We start from the raw sequence: 15,200 nt of genomic DNA on the forward strand, positions 1-15,200 counted from the left end.
GTAACTTTGATGCAGGATACTATGTGGTTAAAAAACATCACTTTACTAAATTTCAAAAATTATTCAGATGCAGATATTCGTTTTTCGAAAACAGTAAATGCATTTGTGGGCAACAATGGAGCCGGTAAAACGAATCTCCTGGATGCTATTCATTATTTATGCCTGTGTAAGGGATACTTTAACCCGATAGATACCCAGCAGATTAAAACTTCTGAAGATCTTTTTTTGATTCAGGGCGACTTTGAGCGCAAGGAAAAGCAGGAGAAGATTACCTGTGGAGTTAAACGCAACCAGAAAAAGCAGTTTAAGCGGAACAAAAAGGAATATGATAAACTGGCAAATCATATCGGACTCTTTCCATTAGTGATGATCTCTCCTTATGATACAACACTGATTTTGGATGGGAGTGAAGAGCGCAGACGCTTTATGGATAACGTAATTTCACAAACAGATGCCCAGTACCTTGATGAACTCATTCTATATAATAAGCATTTATTAAACAGAAATGCTTTGTTCAAACAGATTGCTGTAACACGTAAGTATGATCCTGCTTTACTGGAGATATTTGATGAGCAACTCATTAGCTCAGGGAAAAAGATTTTTGAAAAGCGGAAACAATTCATGCTCGACTTCATTCCGCTGTTTAATCATTACTATCATTTTTTAACAGACAATCAGGAAGAGGTAACCCTGCAATATGCTTCTCAACTCAATGAGACAAGTTTCGAAGATTTGTTGAAGCAATCAATAGAAAAAGATAAAGTGTTAGAACGTACAACAACAGGGATCCATAAGGATGATCTGATTTTTACAATTACGGATATGGCACTGAAGAAGTTTGGTTCACAGGGACAGCAAAAATCTTTTTTGATTGCTTTAAAGCTTGCGCAATATGCCTATTTGCAAAAACATAAAGGATTTAAGCCTTTGCTATTGCTCGATGATATTTTTGATAAATTGGATGATAGCCGCGTGCATAAATTAATGGAAATGGTGTCCCATCACGATTTTGGACAGATCTTTATTACAGATACCGGTAAGGAAAGGGTCTTAAATATTTTTAATAGCATTAAAGTTGACGTAACTTTGTTTGAAGTAGATAAAGGATCAATTAAACATGCGTAAACCTAATGATATTACCCTAAAGGAAGGAATCGGTAAGCTGTTAAATGTTTATCGTTTAAAGGGGAAATTTGACGAAACGTCAATAGTTCTCTTATGGCCAGAAATTATGGGAAAGGCTGTAGCAAACAGAACTACACAGATTTACATTGCACATAAACGACTGTTCGTTAGGATAGAATCCTCAGTCATTAAAAATGAGCTGTTAATGGTCAGAACCGGAATCATCCAGAAATTAAATGAACGAGCCGGTTCTGATGTTATTACAGAAATCATCTTTCTGTAGCGGAAACTATCTGCTTCCGCCACCAAAGATTTTGCTGATTACCCAGATGATCAGTGCAAGCACAATTACAACTATAATTACGCCAGACCAAACGCCTGCTTTAAAAATGCCTTCAATTAGCGAGCAGCTCGCCAATGTACTGGTTAGGAAGGCAACGATTGCCAATGGAAAATATCTTTTAATCATGATTGTTGGTTTTCGGATTATAACAACAATCTATTCCAAAGGTTTTCTATTGGCTTTCCTTATTTGATTTTTACCAGTTCTACTTCAAAGATTAAAGCACTATAAGGCGGAATGTTTTCCCCTGCGCCACGTTCGCCGTATGCCAGTTGATAAGGGATAAACAAACGATACTTTGATCCTTCAGGCATCAGTTGAAGCGCCTCTGTCCAGCCGGGAATAACTCTGTTTAAAGGCAGTTCAATTGGTTCTCTCCCTTCGTTAGTGTCAAAAACCTGCCCTTTTAACGTCATGCCTTTATAGTTAACCAATACGGTATCTGTAACAGCTGCTTTTTTACCATTACCCGCCTTCATTACCATATATTGTAAACCACTGGCAGTGGTTTTTACACCTTCTACCTTTTTGTTGTTTTCCAGAAAAAATTTCTCTTCGCTGATTTTTCCCTGATATTTTTGCTGCCCCGCTTGAATAAATATTTTGTTGATGGCTTCTTGTGCTACTTCTCTTGATAACAACGGCGTCTTATCTGCAAATGCATCTTTCAGGCCCTTTACCAGTAAATCATAGTTTAGGGCGGTTAGGCCATTGCCCTTGAAATTGCTGGCCATAGCAGAGCCAAAGCTATAACTGGCAGAGTCCAGCGCTGTTTTCATCTGCAAAACCGCAGGGCTGGATGTTGCAACAACTTTCTTTTTTACCGGGACTTTACCTTTAGACTGTGCCATTGCGGCTCCTGATAAAAGGACTAAGCCCATCGCGATCACTGATCTTTTCATAGTGTTGGATAATTATGGCCGAAAGTTATAAATTTTATGTAAAAAATAAAGGATGTAGCTCGCTGGTACTGCAAATAGTAAACAGTTTTTGTATGTCGGGTTAATTTGACTGTAAATTCTGTCCTGAAACAGTACTCCTTCCGTATCTGACAGGCATGGCACAGGCGTTACCCAGAGATAACCCAGACATAACGCAGGGAACGTCTGGGTTATCCTTGGTCTATCTTTTTGATGATCAAATTAATATTCTAAGCAAAAAACAAGCCTGATTATCTTTCGATAATCAGGCTTATATATTAAAAATCGTACCTTCTGAAAACTAGAAACGCTCAGCAGCAGTAAAGAAGAAGTTACCTTCAATTTCTGCATTTTCATCCGAATCAGAACCGTGAACAGCATTTGCATCAATTGATTTTGCATATTTCTGACGGATAGTACCTGCATCAGCTTTAGCCGGATCAGTTGCGCCGATCAGTTTTCTGAAGTCTTCGATAGCGTTGTCTTTCTCAAGGATTGCAGCAACAATTGGTCCTGAAGACATGAAGCTAACAAGATCAGCATAGAAAGGACGCTCTTTGTGCACTTCATAAAAAGCGCCCGCAGTTTCAGCAGTTAGTTTAGTATATTTCAAAGCAATGATTTTAAATCCTGCAGCAGTAATATCATTGATGATTGCACCAATATGTCCGTTTGCCACTGCATCTGGCTTAATCATTGTAAATGTTCTGTTCGTACTCATGTTGTTGTTTTTTTTGCAAAATTACGTTTTATACTTTTAATATTAAAGCTTGAAATATAATCCGCTTCAAATCATCATTAAATTATTAGCTTTGTTCCCTTATTATGCTATCTCTTTCAGAACTAAAGGACTTGTTGGCTACGCCACAGAAGATTGTGATTACCACGCACCATAAGCCAGATGGCGATGCGATGGGATCCTCATTAGGATTATATGCTTATCTGATTCAGAAAGGGCATCATGTAAAAGTGATCACCCCGACCGATTATCCGTACTTCCTGCATTGGATGCCTAATAACTCGGATGTAATTATTTATACGGATAACAAGGCTGATTCAGAAAAATTTGTTGCCGAGGCATCTATGATTTTTTGCCTTGACTTCAATACCCTCAGCAGGATTAATGAACTCGGTGAATTGATCCGCGCTGCAGATGCTTATAAACTGATGATCGACCATCACCTGGAGCCCGAAGATTTTGACGACTACAGACACTGGAACATCAACGCATGTGCAGCAGCACAATTAGTGTATGATTTTATTGTCAATGAACTTGAAGACGGCGAATCTATGAATAAGGATATTGCTACCTGTCTTTATACTGGTATCATGACTGATTCAGGATCTTTCCGTTTTCCATCAGCTACCTCCGAAGTATATCGGATCGGAGCAAACCTGATTGACCTCGGTGCCGAACATTGGCGGATTCATCAATTGGTTTATGATAACGCCACAGAGAACAGGCTACGCTTTCTGGGGCATTGCCTTACAAACAAGCTGGAGCTCATGCGAGAATTCAATACTGCCATAATAACGGTAACTGCTGAAGAATTGGCGCATTATAAAATTGTAACTGGAGATACGGAGGGAATCGTGAATTACGCGCTCTCGATAAACGGCATCAAACTGGCTGCATTTATCATTGAGAGAACTGATAAAGTTAAATTATCTTTGCGCTCGACAGGTGATTTTCCGGCAAACGAAATTTGTAAAAAGTATTTCAATGGTGGAGGTCACAGAAACGCTGCAGGCGGCGCGTCAGAACATTCGTTGGAAGATACCATTGCGATGTTTAAGGCAATTCTACCTGAATATAGAACACAGTTGTTATCCTGATGGGATTAGCACAATAAATAAAAGTAAAATAAAGAAGGCTCCCGGGAGCATTATAACCGATCAAAACAAATAAAGTCAAATGAAAAAAAGTTTAGTAATTCTTTTTGCAGCAACTCTTGGACTGGCTGCTTGTAACAACTACAAAAAAGCGCCGGGAGGCACTTTGTATCTGATCCATAAATCTGGTGGTGGCGAAAAAATTCAACCGGGTGATATCGTTAAGTTAAACTTCATCCGCAAAAGTGAGAAAGATTCTATCATGAACAGCACATATGATATGGAGCAACCTCAGGTATTCCCTGTTGCCAAAAAAACATATGCTGGTGATATGAATGACATCCTCACCAACTTCGGAGAAGGCGATAGTGCAACTTTCAAGTTAAACCTTGATACTATGGCACTGAAAACCGGTCAGCCGAAACCAGTAGGTACAAAAGACACCTATTGGGTGTTCACTGTGAAAATTGAAAAAGTATTGCATAAACCTGCTGGTGAAGCAGATTCTACGTTCCAGAAAAAAGCACAGGAGTTCTTCCAGAAAGACTATGCTGCTTCTGTAGAAAAACGTAAATCTTCTGAAGAAGGTAAGATCAAAAAATACATTGCTGACAATAATTTGAAAATGACTACTACAGCTTCAGGCTTACAGTATGTTATTGAGAAGCCAGGAGACGCACAAAGACCTGCACCTACAGATACCCTGATGATCAACTACACTGGTAAATTCACTACCAAGAAATCTGACGGTAAAGCAAATATCTTCGATACAAGTGTTAAAAAAGATGCAGAAGCGGCTGGTACCTATAACCCGGCAGTTCAGTATGCACCACGTCCTTTCCTGATTGGAAGAGCTATTCTAGGTTTTGATGAAGCGTTGAAAATGCTTGGAAAAGGTGGTAAAGGAACTTTTATTATCCCTTCAAGATTAGGATACGGTGAAGCAGGTATGCAACCACAAATTGCTCCTTTCTCTCCACTTGTTTTTGAAGTTGAAGTTGTGGATATTAAAAAACCAACAGGAGCTGCGGCACCAGTAGCAGCTGCGCCGGCAACAAAATAATAACCCTTTAATTCTTAATAGAATTTACAGGTATTGAACCCTTTCCGAAGCTTTCGGAAAGGGTTTTTTTATTAGCTTTGTGCTATGCTATTAACAGATACCCACACGCATTTGTATTATGAAACAGATGAGCAAAAACGTGTAGAAATGATGCAACGCTGCTTTGATCAGCACATCGATCGTTTGTTTCTTCCCAATGTCGACCTGGAATCTATTCCTAAAATCAATGCGCTTGTTGCCGCTTATCCGGACAATTGTTTTGCAATGGCAGGGCTGCATCCATGTGATGTCAAGGAGAATTATGAAGCGTCTCTCGCGGGTATCTATGAAAGTATTGAAGAACGTAAGATTTATGCTATCGGTGAAATTGGGATCGATCTGTATTGGGATAAAACAACTCTGGAGCAGCAGAAATCTGCCTTTGTTACACAGATTCGTTGGGCTAAGTCACTGGCACTTCCTATTGTAATACACTGCCGCGAGGCTTTTGACGAGGTTTTTGAAGTGCTTGAACAGGAACGTGGACCCGACCTGTTTGGTATCCTGCATTGCTTTACCGGGAACTTGGATCAAGCGCTTCACGCTATTGACCTCGGCTTCTATCTTGGAATAGGAGGCGTGGTTACCTATAAAAAGGCCGGATTAGATGAGGTGCTTAAATATGTACCGTTAAACAAGCTGGTGTTGGAAACAGATTCACCTTATCTCGCCCCGGTGCCTTTTAGAGGGAAACCTAACGAAAGTAGTTACCTGATCCACATTGCAAATAAGGTTGCAGATATTTATAATGTAACTCTAGAAGAAGTAGCAGAAATCACTACACATAATTCCAAACTGATATTTAAAGTCTGATGTCCATAAACCGAATTTTAATCATTTATACAGGCGGTACCATCGGTATGGTCAATCATCCGCAAACCGGTGCATTAATCCCTTTTGATTTTGAGCAAATTAAACAGAATGTGCCCGAACTTGCACGATTAAACTATGATCTTGCAGTACATTCTTTTGATCCTATACTCGACTCGTCGAATATGAATCCCGACGTGTGGGCAGAACTCGCCGGTATTATACAGGCAAATTATGCCGACTTTGATGGTTTCGTAATTCTGCACGGATCAGACACGATGGCATATACTGCATCTGCACTAAGTTTCATGTTAGAAAATCTGTCTAAACCCGTAGTACTTACAGGTTCGCAGCTTCCCATAGGGGAGATTAGAACAGATGCGAAGGAGAATTTAATTACTGCTTTGGAAATTGCAGCTACAAAAAAAGCTGGTAAAGCCATGGTTCCTGAAGTATGTATATATTTCGATTATCAACTCTTTCGTGGCAACAGGTCTATCAAATACAATTCTGAAAAATTTGAAGCCTTCCGTTCTCCAAATTATCCTAAGCTGGCCGAGGCTGGTGTGCACCTTTCTTTTTTTAAAAATTATATACAGGCCCAACCAAAAGCAGCACTGGAAGTTCATTATACCATGAATACCAATATCGGAGTACTGAAACTCTACCCTGGTATTAACAAGAACGCTGTGGAAGCGATCACAAAATCTGCTGTAGATGCTATTGTTCTGGAAACCTTTGGGTCCGGTAATACGACAACGGCGTCATGGTTTATTGATTGCCTGCAGGCTGCGCTGGATGCAGGAAAGATTATTGTAGATATATCTCAATGCCAGGGTGGATCGGTGGAGTTAGGAAAATACGATACGAGTAAGAAGCTTCAGCAAATGGGTATTATTAGTGGGTTTGACATGACCTTTGAAGCAACAATTACCAAGCTTATGTTCCTGTTAGGCAAGGGCCTTGATAGGCGGGGAATGAGTATAGCTATGGAAGAATCACTACGCGGTGAACTGAGTGTTTAACGGTAAAACTTGTGTAATATAACCATGATCACTTCTGATACCCGTTATTAACCCTATTTTTGTGTTCAAATCTGATGTACATGAAAATAGAACAAATTTACACTGGGTGTTTAGCAGAAGCCGCTTATTATGTAGAAAGTAATGGTGAAGTAGCCATTATTGATCCCCTAAGAGAAGTAAGTGCCTATCTAAAAAAGGCAGAAAAGGCCGGCGCAAAAATCAAATATATATTTGAAACTCATTTTCATGCCGATTTCGTATCGGGACATCTGGACCTGTCGGTACAGTCGGGAGCACCCATCGTATATGGGCCTACCGCGCAAACCTCCTTTCCTGCTCATATCGCAATAGACGGAGAAGTATTTGAACTTGGTGCGATAACAATCACTGTATTGCATACACCGGGGCACACCAACGAATCCGTAACTTATCTGCTTAAAGATCAAAGTGGTAAGCCTTACTGTATTTTTACCGGAGATACTTTGTTTATAGGTGACGTTGGCAGGCCGGATTTAGTACAACAGGGTGCACTGACCATGGAAGATATGGCAGGTACGCTGTATGATTCCTTACATAATAAAATCTTGACGTTACCTGATGAGGTATTGGTGTATCCGGCACATGGTGCTGGTTCGGCGTGTGGTAAGCATATGAGTAAGGAAACCTTTGATACCCTCGGTCACCAGAAAGAAGTCAATTACGCACTTAAGGCCGCTAATAAAGCTGAGTTTATAAAGGAAGTTACTTCAGGTATTCTTCCGCCACCGCAATATTTCGCGAAAAATGCTGCCATGAATAAAAATGGTTATGAGAGCGTGGATCAGGTTTACGAAAAAGGCCTGAAGCCACTTGATGCTGCCGAATTTGAAGCACAGGCAAATCATACTGGTGCCTTGCTGCTAGACACTCGTGATCCTCAGGTTTTTGCTGCTGGCTTTATTCCGTCCTCCATTAACATTGGCCTGAGCGGGCAGTTTGCCCCATGGGTGGGTGCATTGATCACAGATCTGAAACAACCATTGCTATTGATCTGCGAGCCTGGAAAGGAACAAGAAGCAATTACACGTTTGGCACGTGTTGGGTACGATAGCACTATCGGTTATCTTGATGGTGGAATCCAGACATGGATTGATGCAGGTAAAGAAACTGAGACCATTGCATCTGTTTCTGCAGCTGATTTCGAACTGCTATATGATGAAAATCCGGAAATCAATGTACTCGATGTGCGTAAGCCCGGTGAATATGCTACTGAACACCTGGATTTTTCTCTTCCGATGGCTCTCGATTATATTAACGACTGGACTCCGGAAATTAAAAAAGATCAAACGTATTATATTCATTGTGCTGGCGGTTACCGGTCAATGATCGCAGCCTCAATCTTAAAGGCCAGGGGCGTTGAAAACGTAATTGATATAGCCGGCGGATATGGAGCTTTAAAAAACAGCACACTCGCAAAAGCTTAATATAGGATCATGGAAATGTACGATGTCCTGATTGTAGGAGCGGGACCAATAGGACTTGCCTGCGCGATTGAAGCAAAAAAGACTGGATTGAGCTATGTTGTAGTCGACAAAGGAGCCCTGGTAAACAGCCTGTATAACTATCCGGTATTCATGACTTTCTTTTCGACTTCACAACGACTGGAAATAGGAGATGTGCCATTTGTTAGTATCAATCCAAAACCGAATAGGAATGAAGCTGTTGAGTACTACAGGAGGGTAGTTGAGAAGTTTGCGCTTAACATTAAGCTCTTTGAGATGGTCTCCAATGTTTCCAAACAGCAGGATGGAAGCTTTCACGTAACGACTTCTAAAAAGCAATATCAGGCGAAGAATGTCATTATCTCCACTGGATTTTATGATGTGCCTGTCTCTATGGATATCCCTGGAGAAGGATTATCAAAAGTAACCCACTATTATAAGGATCCACATCTTTATGCATTTCAGAATGTGGTTGTTGTTGGTGCAAATAACTCGGCCATAGATGCCGCATTGGAGACCTATAGAAAGGGTGCCAATGTTACTTTAGTTATTAGAAATGCTGAAATAGGTTCGTATGTTAAATATTGGGTACGCCCCGATATTGAAAACAGGATTAAAGAAGGGGAAATCAAAGCCTATTTTAACTCAGAACTCACAAGAATCACCCCGGATCAGGTTTTTTTGAATACGCCGGATGGAGAACTAATTCTGGAGAACGACTTTGTGATCGCCATGACTGGGTATACCCCTGATTTTGAAATGCTAAAGCGACTGGGGGTAGACTTGTCTGGCGCAGGGATAAACTGCCCGGTATACAATCCCGAAACAATGGAAAGTAACCTCGAAGGTCTGTACCTCGCAGGTGTGGTATGCGGAGGAATGGATACCCACAAATGGTTTATAGAGAACTCAAGGATCCATGCGACACAGATATTTGAACATCTGCGTGCAAAAGCTATGGCATAAAATGTGCTTTTCGTGGAATTTACTTTAAGTTTGCACAAATTTTTAACCTGAATGCCAGGAATAAATCAAATTAAACAACCCATAGCCGCAGATATTGATGTCTTTGAAAGCAAGTTCAAAGCCTCTATGCATAGCGATGCCCCTTTATTAAACAGAATTACACATTATATTGTAAAACGTAAGGGTAAACAGATCCGGCCTATGTTCGTTTTCTTTGCCGCAAAGCTTTGCGGTGGTATCCTGGAGTCTACCCACAGGGGGGCTGCGCTGGTTGAACTCCTTCACACGGCCACCCTGGTGCACGATGATGTTGTTGATAATGCATACGAACGTCGTGGCTTCTTTTCAATCAATGCCCTTTGGAAAAATAAAATTGCAGTTCTTGTTGGTGATTACTTATTGGCGAAGGGTCTATTGCTCTCAGTAAACAACAATGAATTCAGGTTACTGCAAATTGTTTCAGAAGCGGTTAAGCAGATGAGCGAAGGCGAATTGCTGCAGATAGAGAAGGTCCGTAGAATGGATATCAGTGAATCACTCTATTTCGATGTCATCAGGCAAAAAACGGCATCTCTTATTGCTTCTTGCTGTGCCTGTGGAGCAGCTTCCTCCGGGGCCGACGAAGAAACGGTTGAAAAGATGAGGCTGTTTGGCGAAAAGGTCGGTATAGCTTTTCAGATTAAGGATGATACATTCGACTTCGGAACCGACGATGTGGGCAAGCCCCTGGGTATCGATATTAAGGAGAAAAAGGTCACCCTTCCATTGATTTATGCACTGAACCGTGCAGATCGGACGGAACGCAAGAAAATGATCAGCCTGGTTAAAAACCATAAGGATGAACCTGAAAAAATTCAGCAGATCATAGATTTTGTGAATAAAATGGATGGTGTCCATTATGCCAATCAGAAAATGATACAATATCAGCAGGAGGCATTCGATATCCTATATACATTTGAAGAGAGTGATGCCCGTACCGGACTGGAGCAACTGGTTCGCTTTACCACTGAACGAAAGAAATAAAATTACAGCTTGATTTCTATGCTGGAAAGCATTCTTTTTTTAAATATATAATTTTACTGACTATGTGAATAGTTAGTGTGTAATATACATTATATTTACGATCTAATTAATCACGGTTTTTAATGGGATTGAACGTAGATGGATAATATTAATATCAAAGAGCTCGCACGTGCGCTGGGGCTCTCTACATCTACTGTGTCCAGGGCTTTTCGCGATAACAGTGATATCAGTAAGGAGACCAAGGAGCGTATTCTGTCCATGGCCAAACAACTCAATTACCAACCTAATCATTACGCGAGTAACCTGAGGGAACAACGCAGTAAAACTATTGCCGTTATTGTTCCCGAACTCGCCAATAATTTTTTCTCGCAGGCTATTCACGGCATTGAACGTGTGGCGCGAGAAAAAGGCTATCATATTCTCATCTATGCAACTGAGGATGACTTTGCCAAAGAGGTGTCTTTTATTCGTCACCTCCACAATGGCCGGGCCGACGGGATCATTATGTCGGTGTCTGGGGAGGCCAATGACCATACCTATCTCAATGAACTGGCAAAGAAAAGATTGCCGCTCGTTTTTTTTGATAGGGTGTACGAAGACATTATTACGCCCAGAGTCATTACTAACGACTACCAGAGTAGCTTCATAGCTATACAACATTTAATTAAGCAGGGGTGCAAAAGAATCGCTTACCTGGTAATCAACAAAAATTTATCTATTGGAAAGACAAGGATGCAAGGGTATATAGATGCCTTGGCAAAGTTTAACATTCCTTTTGATGAGGACCTGATCATTGATTGTACGCAGAGCTATAAGAAGAACCATGTAATCCTGAAAGACATGTTGAAGAAGATTAAGCCCGATGGTGTGTTCACTTCTGTGGAAAGACTAGCCTTTGCTACCTATTACGCTTGTTATGAGCTAAATGTGAATATTCCTGATCAGCTTAAAGTGATTGGTTTTTCAAGTCTTGAAATCGCGCCGTTGCTAAATCCATCATTAAGCACCATCACACAGCCGGCAACAAAAATCGGTATCGAAGCGGCAGAGCTTCTCTTTAAAATGCTCGAAGATCCGCTGTCAGTAGACCCACATAAGAGGGTTGTCCTGGACTCCAAATTAGTGAAGCGAAACTCCACCGGAGCCTAGCTTTTCAAGCTCATTTTTATCAGTATTTTTGGGCTTAAATTTCATGTAATTTTTGGGTGATTTTTTTCAAAAAAAATCAGGACTTGGTCCAAAATACGCAGAATTTAAGGTTCGAATTTTTTTCATCGCTTCAAAATGACTCATTTTTTCGGGAACGTTCCCGGTATCGTTCCCGAAAAAACTCGTTAATTTAACTTAGTGTAAAAAACACACATTTGCTTGTTTTTGTGATATTTAACGAATTGATTTATAGTTTTTTGTGATGATAAATTTGAATTTTTTAAAAAAGTAGCCAAAAATATTTGCGTCAAAAAATCAATTTTTATGGTATAAAATATCGCCCAAAAATAAAAAATGATATAAAATTTTGATTTATCGGGCTGAGGTGTAAATTTACCGCAAGTGTTATACACACTGAGCATTAACTAAATATATAACCTAAAAACGAGTCCAAAATATGAAAGTATTTTATCTAATGAAGTCTTGTCTCCTGTTGCTTTTTACCCTGACAGCAATCACGGTTCAGGCGCAGACCGGTACACTATCCGGTAAAGTCGTGGATGAAACAGGACTGCCCCTTCCAGGAGCATCCGTTCAAATCAAGAGTCTAAACAAAAGTACCTCTACCGACCTTACGGGAAATTACCGCATCACAGGATTGAGCAATGGCAGCGTAACCTTAAGCATTAGCTTTGTTGGTTATTCTACGTTAGAGCAAGTTGTAGCCGTACAAGGAAACACAACAGCAAACATCAACTTAAAACCTGATGCACAAAAATTAAATGAAGTCGTTGTTATCGGTTACGGTACTGCACAAAAGAAAGACCTTACAGGATCTATTACTACAGTAGGATCTAAAGACTTTCAAAAAGGTACAATCACTACACCTGAGCAATTAATTCAGGGTAAGATAGCCGGCGTTAACGTAACATCAAATGGTGGTGCGCCAGGTGCAGGAAGTGTAATCCGTATCCGTGGTGGTGCTTCTTTAAATGCAAGTAACGACCCATTGATCGTTGTTGATGGAGTGCCACTAAGTGGTAATGGTCCGGGCAACGTAGCCAATCCACTAACTTTAATCAATCCTAATGACATCGAAACTTTCACCGTGTTGAAAGATGCGAATGCTACAGCAATCTACGGATCAAGAGCTTCAAATGGTGTTGTTTTAATTACCACTAAAAAAGGTGGATCAGGTGCGCCGGTGATCAATTTTTCTACAAACAATTCTATCGGAACTATCGCAAAGAAAGTTTCTGTATTGTCTGCTGACCAGATCCGTGCCTATGTAAATGCAAACGGTACTGCAGTACAAAAAGGATATCTTGGTTCTTCAAATACCGATTGGCAGGATGAAATTTATCAGAATGCATTTTCGACAGACAATAGCCTGAGCATCTCAGGAGCTTTCCATGGTGTACCTTACCGTGTATCTGGTGGTTACCTTGATCAACAAGGTTTGTTAATCACAGATAGACTTAAACGTGCTACCGGATCAATCAGTCTTTCCCCAACGTTTTTTGATAAACACCTGAAGGTTGATTTGAACTTAAAAGGTGCTTTGACGGATTCACATTTCGCAAACAACGGAGCAGTAGGTTCAGCAATTCAGTTTGATCCGACACAATCGGTAACTGCAACCAATGCTTTTGGAAACTATTTCGAATGGATGCAAGGCGCTTTGCCAAATCCAAACGCACCAAGAAACCCTGTTGCTTTAGTGAGACTACAGGATAATAATGGTAACGCTGCACGCAGCATCGGTAACATCAGGTTTGACTATTCATTCCACTTCTTGCCAGAATTACATGCTAATTTAAACTTGGGTTATGATGTGTCTAAAGGTTATGGACAGGTACGTGTGCCTCAGTATGCTGCACAAAGCTACAGCACACAAGGTAGCTATACACAATCTCTGGCAACAACTTCAGATAAAATCTCAGAGTTTTATTTAAACTATGCTAAAAACGTAGAAAGTATTGATTCTCGTTTCGATGTAACTGCTGGTTACGGCTATTATGATAACGGCAAAACAGATTTCTTCACGCCGTCTTACAGAGCTACTGGTCAATTGCAGGTTCAACCTACATTCCCAAATAATACGCTTCGTAACAAACTACTTTCTTACTACGGTAGGTTCATTTATACATTGTCCAACAAGTATATCTTATCAGGAACAATGCGTGCCGATGCTTCTTCTAAATTCTCTGAAGAAAACCGTTGGGGTTATTTTCCATCAGTGGGCTTAACTTGGAGAGTTATTGGCGAAAACTTCCTTAAAGACAGCAAAGTACTGTCTGATCTGAAATTGAGATTAAGCTACGGCCAAACAGGTAATAAAGACGGTATCGGCGATTACGATTATATTGCTAAATATTACGCAAGCAGCACAACAGGCCAATACCAGATTGGTAACCAGTTTTATAACTACTATGCGCCAGCAGCTTATGACCCTGATTTGAAATGGGAATCAACTACTACTTATAATGCTGGTATTGATTACGGTTTCCTACAAGGAAGAATTTATGGTGCTATTGATGCGTACTATAAGAAAACAAAAGATCTGTTAAGTACAATCAATATTCCGGTAGGAACTAACTTCAACAACTTGTTGACCACAAATGTTGGTAATATGGAAGTTAAAGGTGCTGAAGGTAGTATCAATTTCCAGGCGATAAAATCTGCTGATGTAAACTGGGACTTTGGTTTTAACGTAGCTTACAATAAACGTAAGGTGACTAACTTAACATTGAACCCTGATCCAGGATCTAAAGTGGGTGCTGGAAATATCACTGGTGGTACTGGTATTACTTTAAAATATAATGCAGTTAATCAGATTCCAGGATCATTCTTTGTATATAAACAAGTTTATGATGGCAACGGAAAACCATTGGAAGGTGTGTATGAAGATTTAAACAACGACGGTGTGATTAACACAAGTGATCAGTATTTTTACAAAGCACCAGATCCAAACTTTACTTTTGGTTTCAACTCATCATTTAACTACAAAAAATGGACGCTGTCAACAGTGTTAAGAGCTAACATCGGTAATTATGTTTATGACAACGTATCTTCTAATTTCGGTACAAGAGCAAACTTAATGAGCTCTGCGGGACTGATTAACAATGCAGGTGTCGATTTCCTAAACACAAATTTCCAGAACAGTCAGTTTTTGAGTGATTACTACATTAAGAATGCTTCTTTCCTGAAAATGGATAACGTAGGTATCGGTTATGATGCTGGTAAAATCTTCAGAAATAAAGCAACAACCTTGCGTATCACTGGAAACGTTCAAAATGTTTTTGTAATCAGCAAGTATAAAGGAATTGACCCTGAGTTAACTTCAGGTATCGATAACACGCTGTATCCAAGACCGAGAACATACACATTAGGTTTAAATGTTGGTTTTTAATTAAGATATAA

At 40.1% G+C, this 15,200-nt stretch carries 14 protein-coding genes; 11 read left to right on the plus strand and 3 right to left on the minus strand.

Annotated features, from left to right (window positions below; all coding sequences use genetic code 11):
* The first annotated feature begins 21 nt into the window (after positions 1-21).
* Positions 22-1,125 carry a DNA replication/repair protein RecF gene (gene recF, locus CLV32_RS13695; RefSeq protein WP_133557160.1) on the plus strand — a complete coding sequence of 368 codons (1,104 nt, stop codon included), beginning with the start codon at positions 22-24 and terminating at the stop codon, positions 1,123-1,125.
* Positions 1,118-1,408: a DUF721 domain-containing protein gene (locus tag CLV32_RS13700; protein WP_133556438.1), complete on the plus strand. Its 291-nt coding sequence runs from the start codon at positions 1,118-1,120 to the stop codon at positions 1,406-1,408. The genes recF and CLV32_RS13700 overlap by 8 nt, the downstream gene beginning before the upstream one ends.
* 6 nt (positions 1,409-1,414) lie before the next feature.
* Here CLV32_RS13700 and CLV32_RS13705 read toward each other — a convergent pair whose 3' ends face one another.
* From CLV32_RS13705 to CLV32_RS13715, 3 genes are all read right to left on the minus strand, one after another.
* Positions 1,415-1,594 (minus strand): hypothetical protein, encoded by a 180-nt coding sequence (locus tag CLV32_RS13705; RefSeq protein WP_133556440.1) that lies wholly within the window; start codon positions 1,592-1,594, stop codon positions 1,415-1,417.
* A gap of 59 nt (positions 1,595-1,653) precedes the next feature.
* Positions 1,654-2,370: an FKBP-type peptidyl-prolyl cis-trans isomerase gene (locus tag CLV32_RS13710; protein ID WP_133556441.1), complete on the minus strand. Its 717-nt coding sequence runs from the start codon at positions 2,368-2,370 to the stop codon at positions 1,654-1,656.
* Between the two features lie 319 nt (positions 2,371-2,689).
* Complete coding sequence (locus CLV32_RS13715) at positions 2,690-3,109, minus strand: nucleoside-diphosphate kinase (protein WP_133556443.1); 420 nt, start codon at positions 3,107-3,109, stop codon at positions 2,690-2,692.
* Positions 3,110-3,213: 104 nt separating this feature from the next.
* Between CLV32_RS13715 and CLV32_RS13720 the strand changes: the two genes are divergently transcribed.
* The 9 genes from CLV32_RS13720 to CLV32_RS13760 all read left to right on the plus strand — a co-directional run bounded on the left by CLV32_RS13720 (position 3,214) and on the right by CLV32_RS13760 (position 15,189).
* Positions 3,214-4,224 carry a DHH family phosphoesterase gene (locus tag CLV32_RS13720; RefSeq protein WP_133556445.1) on the plus strand — a complete coding sequence of 337 codons (1,011 nt, stop codon included), beginning with the start codon at positions 3,214-3,216 and terminating at the stop codon, positions 4,222-4,224.
* A 79-nt stretch (positions 4,225-4,303) separates the two neighbouring features.
* A complete protein-coding gene (locus CLV32_RS13725) occupies positions 4,304-5,284 on the plus strand; it encodes an FKBP-type peptidyl-prolyl cis-trans isomerase (protein ID WP_133556447.1) in 981 nt (326 codons plus the stop codon).
* A gap of 84 nt (positions 5,285-5,368) precedes the next feature.
* Positions 5,369-6,136, plus strand: coding sequence for a TatD family hydrolase (locus CLV32_RS13730; RefSeq protein WP_133556449.1), 768 nt, complete (start codon positions 5,369-5,371; stop codon positions 6,134-6,136).
* A 5-nt stretch (positions 6,137-6,141) separates the two neighbouring features.
* Positions 6,142-7,158, plus strand: a complete 1,017-nt coding sequence (locus CLV32_RS13735) for an asparaginase (RefSeq protein WP_133557162.1) — start codon at positions 6,142-6,144, stop codon at positions 7,156-7,158.
* Between the two features lie 80 nt (positions 7,159-7,238).
* Positions 7,239-8,621, plus strand: coding sequence for an MBL fold metallo-hydrolase (locus tag CLV32_RS13740; protein ID WP_133556450.1), 1,383 nt, complete (start codon positions 7,239-7,241; stop codon positions 8,619-8,621).
* Positions 8,622-8,630: 9 nt separating this feature from the next.
* On the plus strand, positions 8,631-9,605 hold the full coding sequence (locus CLV32_RS13745; RefSeq protein ID WP_133556452.1) for a YpdA family putative bacillithiol disulfide reductase: 975 nt from the start codon (positions 8,631-8,633) through the stop codon (positions 9,603-9,605).
* Positions 9,606-9,656: 51 nt separating this feature from the next.
* Complete coding sequence (locus CLV32_RS13750; RefSeq protein WP_133556454.1) at positions 9,657-10,628, plus strand: polyprenyl synthetase family protein; 972 nt, start codon at positions 9,657-9,659, stop codon at positions 10,626-10,628.
* Between the two features lie 138 nt (positions 10,629-10,766).
* Positions 10,767-11,777, plus strand: a complete 1,011-nt coding sequence (locus tag CLV32_RS13755; RefSeq protein WP_133556456.1) for a LacI family DNA-binding transcriptional regulator — start codon at positions 10,767-10,769, stop codon at positions 11,775-11,777.
* A 457-nt stretch (positions 11,778-12,234) separates the two neighbouring features.
* Positions 12,235-15,189, plus strand: coding sequence for a SusC/RagA family TonB-linked outer membrane protein (locus CLV32_RS13760; RefSeq protein ID WP_133556458.1), 2,955 nt, complete (start codon positions 12,235-12,237; stop codon positions 15,187-15,189).
* Positions 15,190-15,200: the final 11 nt, after the last annotated feature.

It is taken from the genome of Pedobacter duraquae (assembly GCF_004362245.1).
GTDB classification, from domain to species: Bacteria; Bacteroidota; Bacteroidia; order Sphingobacteriales; family Sphingobacteriaceae; genus Pedobacter; species Pedobacter duraquae.

Excerpts from the sequence above, each read along its gene's own strand:
- recF (WP_133557160.1), top strand. The coding sequence starts at position 22 with ATGTGGTTAAAAAACATCACTTTACTAAATTTCAAAAATTATTCAGAT.
- CLV32_RS13700 (WP_133556438.1), top strand. The coding sequence starts at position 1,118 with ATGCGTAAACCTAATGATATTACCCTAAAGGAAGGAATCGGTAAGCTG.
- CLV32_RS13705 (WP_133556440.1), bottom strand. The coding sequence starts at position 1,594 with ATGATTAAAAGATATTTTCCATTGGCAATCGTTGCCTTCCTAACCAGT.
- CLV32_RS13710 (WP_133556441.1), bottom strand. The coding sequence starts at position 2,370 with ATGAAAAGATCAGTGATCGCGATGGGCTTAGTCCTTTTATCAGGAGCC.
- CLV32_RS13715 (WP_133556443.1), bottom strand. The coding sequence starts at position 3,109 with ATGAGTACGAACAGAACATTTACAATGATTAAGCCAGATGCAGTGGCA.
- CLV32_RS13720 (WP_133556445.1), top strand. The coding sequence starts at position 3,214 with ATGCTATCTCTTTCAGAACTAAAGGACTTGTTGGCTACGCCACAGAAG.
- CLV32_RS13725 (WP_133556447.1), top strand. The coding sequence starts at position 4,304 with ATGAAAAAAAGTTTAGTAATTCTTTTTGCAGCAACTCTTGGACTGGCT.
- CLV32_RS13730 (WP_133556449.1), top strand. The coding sequence starts at position 5,369 with ATGCTATTAACAGATACCCACACGCATTTGTATTATGAAACAGATGAG.
- CLV32_RS13740 (WP_133556450.1), top strand. The coding sequence starts at position 7,239 with ATGAAAATAGAACAAATTTACACTGGGTGTTTAGCAGAAGCCGCTTAT.
- CLV32_RS13745 (WP_133556452.1), top strand. The coding sequence starts at position 8,631 with ATGGAAATGTACGATGTCCTGATTGTAGGAGCGGGACCAATAGGACTT.
- CLV32_RS13750 (WP_133556454.1), top strand. The coding sequence starts at position 9,657 with ATGCCAGGAATAAATCAAATTAAACAACCCATAGCCGCAGATATTGAT.
- CLV32_RS13755 (WP_133556456.1), top strand. The coding sequence starts at position 10,767 with ATGGATAATATTAATATCAAAGAGCTCGCACGTGCGCTGGGGCTCTCT.
- CLV32_RS13760 (WP_133556458.1), top strand. The coding sequence starts at position 12,235 with ATGAAAGTATTTTATCTAATGAAGTCTTGTCTCCTGTTGCTTTTTACC.